Origin of the sequence: Nocardiopsis sp. TNDT3, from assembly GCF_003427465.1 — a bacterium.
GTDB classification, from domain to species: Bacteria; Actinomycetota; Actinomycetes; order Streptosporangiales; family Streptosporangiaceae; genus Nocardiopsis; species Nocardiopsis dassonvillei.
Window position 1 is genome coordinate 1 of record NZ_QPFC01000220.1, and the last position, 4,053, is coordinate 4,053.

The 4,053-nt window shown below is 75.4% G+C and carries 4 protein-coding genes; 2 read left to right on the forward strand and 2 right to left on the reverse strand.

Annotated features, from left to right (window positions below):
• Both treZ and DQW06_RS06080 read left to right on the forward strand, forming a co-directional pair.
• Positions 1-1,563 (forward strand): malto-oligosyltrehalose trehalohydrolase (gene treZ / locus DQW06_RS06075; RefSeq protein ID WP_117198118.1); only part of this gene is annotated, 1,563 nt, incomplete at its 5' end.
• A gap of 119 nt (positions 1,564-1,682) precedes the next feature.
• A complete protein-coding gene (locus DQW06_RS06080) occupies positions 1,683-2,507 on the forward strand; it encodes an alpha/beta fold hydrolase (protein WP_071622159.1) in 825 nt (274 codons plus the stop codon).
• Positions 2,508-2,522: 15 nt separating this feature from the next.
• Here DQW06_RS06080 and DQW06_RS06085 read toward each other — a convergent pair whose 3' ends face one another.
• Both DQW06_RS06085 and erm read right to left on the reverse strand, forming a co-directional pair.
• The gene (locus tag DQW06_RS06085; RefSeq protein WP_071622158.1) at positions 2,523-2,963 is read right to left on the reverse strand and encodes a hypothetical protein; all 441 of its coding nucleotides are present in this window, start codon (positions 2,961-2,963) and stop codon (positions 2,523-2,525) included.
• Between the two features lie 78 nt (positions 2,964-3,041).
• The gene (erm, locus tag DQW06_RS06090) at positions 3,042-3,842 is read right to left on the reverse strand and encodes an ErmE/ErmH/ErmO/ErmR family 23S rRNA (adenine(2058)-N(6))-methyltransferase (RefSeq protein WP_071622157.1); all 801 of its coding nucleotides are present in this window, start codon (positions 3,840-3,842) and stop codon (positions 3,042-3,044) included.
• Positions 3,843-4,053: the final 211 nt, after the last annotated feature.

Below are 4,053 nucleotides of genomic sequence, written 5' to 3' on the forward strand. Positions count from 1 at the left end.
CTGCCCGACCCCCGCTCACTCCACCAGCCCCACGGCGTCCACGGCCCCAGCCGCGTCCACGACCACGCAGCCTTCGCCTGGACCGACGCCGACTGGACCGGGCGCCCCCTCGCGGGCGCCGTCGTCTACGAACTCCACGTGGGCACCTTCACCCCCCAGGGCACCCTCGCCGCCGTCGCCGACCACCTCGACCACCTGGCCGACCTCGGCGTCACCCACGTCGAACTCATGCCGGTCAACGCCTTCGACGGCACCCACGGCTGGGGCTACGACGGCGTCCTGTGGGCGGCTGTCCACGACCCCTACGGCGGCCCCGACGCCCTCAAGGCCCTCGTCGACGCCTGCCACCGCCGCGGCCTGGCCGTCCTGCTCGACGTGGTCTACAACCACCTCGGCCCCTCGGGCGCCTACATGCCCCGCTTCGGCCCCTACTTCCGCGGCGAGAACGCCTGGGGCCCCTCCCTCAACCTGGACGGCCCCGACTCCGACCCGGTCCGCCGCACGGTCCTGGACAACGCCCTGGACTGGCTGCGCCACTACCACCTGGACGGGCTGCGCCTGGACGCCGTGCACGCCCTGCGCGACGACCGCGCCACCCCGCTGCTGGCCGAACTCGCCGAGGAGGTGGACGCCCTCGCCACCGCCCTGAACCGGCCGCTGTCCCTGGTTGCCGAGTCCGACCGCAACGACCCCCGCACCGTCCTGCCCCGCGAGGCGGGCGGCCTGGGCATGACCGCCCAGTGGTCCGACGACCTCCACCACGCCCTGCACGTCGCCCTCACCGGGGAGACGCACGGCTACTACGCCGACTTCGCCGACCCGGGGGCGCTGCCCGCCGCGCTCACCCGAGCGTTCTGGCACGCGGGCACCCGCTCCAGCTTCCGCGGCCGCACCCACGGCGCGCCCGTGGACACCGCGCGCGTCCCCGGCAGCCGCTTCCTGGCCTACCTGAGCACCCACGACCAGATCGGCAACCGGGCCCGGGGCGACCGCATGGGCGAACACCTCTCCCCTGGCCTGCTCGCCTGCGGCGCCGCGCTGGTGCTGTGCTCCCCCTACACCCCCATGATCTTCATGGGGGAGGAGTGGGGGGCCGCCACGCCCTGGCCGTTCTTCGCCTCCTTCACCGACCCCGACCTGGTCAGGGGCGTGCGCGAGGGACGCCGCCGCGAGTTCGCCGCGCTGGGGTGGGCCGAGGAGGAGATCCCCGACCCCATGGACCCGGCCACCCGCGACGGCGCCGTCCTGGACTGGTCCGAGCCCGGACGCGAACCGCACGGGCTGGTCCTGGACACCTACCGGGCGCTCATCGCCCTGCGGCGCGTGGAACCGGAGCTGTCCGACCCGCGCCTGGACCGCTCCTCGGTCGAGGTGGGCGGCGGCGGACGCCTGCTCGTCCTGGCCCGGGGAAGCCTGCGCGTGGTGTGCAACCTGGACGCCGACGGCGCCGAGGTGGAGCTGGACGCGGCCCCGCGCGAACTCCTGCTCGCCAACGGCGAGCCCAGGACCGCGGGGTCCACCGTCACCGTGCCGGGGGAGTGCTTCGCGGTCCTGAGGGTGTAGCCGCCCGGGCGGGACGCGGTGGCGCGCTCCCGCGCGCGGGCCCGCCCGGGAGCGCCGGAACGTCACCGCGGCCCCCTAACCTCGGTACGGCCCGCGATCCCATGACGGAAAGGCAGCACATGAGCGGCGACGCCTGGACACTCGACCGGAGCTTCGAGGCTCCCAACGGAACCGTGCGCTGGGCCCGGTTCGGGGACGGGGACCCGGTCGTGCTGCTGCACGGCACACCCTTCTCCTCCCACGTCTGGCGCCACGTCGCCCGCGCCCTGAGCGCCCGGTACACCGTCCACGTGTGGGACATGCCCGGCTACGGGGCCTCGGCCAAGCACGAGGGGCAGGACGTGTCGCTGGCCGCCCAGCAGGCCGCGTTCACCGCCCTGCTCGACCACTGGGGACTGGAGCGCCCCGCCGTGGTGGCGCACGACTTCGGCGGCGCCGTGGCCCTGCGCTCGGCCGTCCTGGACGGGGCGGCCTACGACCGCCTCGCCCTGGTCGACGCGGTCAGCGTCCGCCCCTGGGGCAGCGACTTCTTCCGCCTCGTCAACGCCAACGCCGACGTGTTCGCCGCGCTGCCCCCGCACCTGCACGAGGCTCTGGTGCGCGCCTACGTCTCCTCCGCCGCGCACCGCGAACCCCGCGGCGACGTCCTGGACGCGCTCGTGCGCCCCTGGCTGGGCGCGGACGGCCAGCCCGCGTTCTACCGGCAGATCGCGCAGGCGGACGAGCGCCACACCGCCGAGGTCGAGGACGCCTACGCCGACCTCGACCTGCCGGTGCTGGTTGTGTGGGGCGAGGAGGACACCTGGCTCCCCCTGGACCGCGGCCGACGGCTCGCCGCCGCGATCCCCGGGGCGCGACTGCGCGTCCTGCCCGGGGCCGGGCACCTCGTCCAGGAGGACGCACCGGCCGAACTGACCGCCGCCCTCCTGGACTTCCTGGGCTGAGGGCGCCCGGGCCGGTCAGCCGACCGGCCCGGTGAACACCATCTCCTCGCCGTCGTGGCGGACGACGATCCTCAGCTCCTCGCTCCCGGGCGCGACGTCGCACCCCATCGGGAACGCGTAGGAGCCCGCCTCGGTCTCGCCGAGGGCGATCTCGCCCTCGGCGGCCGTCTCGGCTCCGCCCGCCTCGCACACGGTCTCGAACTCGCCGAAACCGAGCACCCGCCCCAGGTCCGGCACCTCCACCTCCAGGGTGAAGTCCGCGCGCCCGCCCCCGGGGAAGGAGACGTCGTCCACGGTGTAGACGACGTCGGCCTCCCCGCGGAACTCGTGCTCGTAGGCGCCGACGGGGTGGGCGACGCGGTACGACTCGTCGAAGGCCCCCGACGACTCCTGTGCCGCGCAGCCGAGCGCGGACAGGACGAGGGCGAGGGACAGGGGGAGGAGAGAGGTGCGCATGCGCCCAGAATAGGGCGGAACGCACCCGTCCTCCCGACGAGGACGGGCGTGCGGACGGCGGTCGCGCGACGCGCGGGCTCAGCCCTCCAGCGCCCGGAAGACCTCCAGCCACTGCCCCGGGTCCACGTGCCCGACGGGCGTACCGGCAGCGATCCCGGCCCGGGCCAGCGCCCGGTCCACCCGCCGGGCGGGGTGGGCGCGGCGCAGCGACGCGCCCAGCGATCCGCCCGCGCCCCCGAAACCCAGCTCGACCAGGCGCCGGTAGCCGTTCATCCGCCCCGGGTCCACCAGGGGCGTCCGGCGCCTGCGCAACACCAGGATGCCCGAATCCACCCGGGGCACCGGCCGGAACCGCTGCCGGTCGATCCGCCCGGCCAGCGACCACGACCACTCCGGCCAGGTCAGCACCGTCAACCGGCTCCACCGACCGAACCCGCCGGTGCGCTTGCGCGCGTACTCCAGCTGGGTGACGAGGGTGGCGGAGACCAGGCCCCGCGCGTCCAGGCACCAGCGCACGATGTCGGCGGTGCGCGCGTAGGGGATGTTGCCCACCAGGTGGAACTCGCCCCGCGGCGGGCGCACCCGGGTGAAGTCGGCCCGCACCACCCGCACCCCGCTCGCGGGCTCGCGGTAGCGCGCGGAGAGCCGTTCGGCCAGGCGCGGGTCGATCTCGTAGGCCAGGACCCGGCGGGCGGCCGGGGCCAGGAAGCGGGTGAGGGCGCCCTCGCCCGGTCCCACCTCCACCACCAGGTCGGCCGGGCCGATCCCGGACACCGCCACCACGCGGCGTGCGGCGCCCGGGTCGGCGAGGAAGTTCTGGGAGAAGCGGCGCCGGTTGTCACCGGCACCCGTGCGACGTGAGCGTTCGGTACGTGCCACGGAAGGTCCGTTCCAGCCACCCTGCGGTGGCCGACGAGGACGGGCGGCACGGACGGGCGCGCCACACGGCGCGCGACAACGCGAAAGGAGGTCCGGGCAGCCCGTCCGAGGGAAGAAGGGACGCGACTGTGCCTGGACCGGAGGGTCACACGGGAAGGAGGAGGTGTCGTCCGCGGTCGTCGCCGGGCCGACCGCCGTGCGGGCGCGCGTG

Bases quoted from the DNA above. Each gene is read 5' to 3' on its own strand.
- DQW06_RS06080 (WP_071622159.1), top strand. From the start codon at position 1,683: ATGAGCGGCGACGCCTGGACACTCGACCGGAGCTTCGAGGCTCCCAAC.
- DQW06_RS06085 (WP_071622158.1), bottom strand. From the start codon at position 2,963: ATGCGCACCTCTCTCCTCCCCCTGTCCCTCGCCCTCGTCCTGTCCGCG.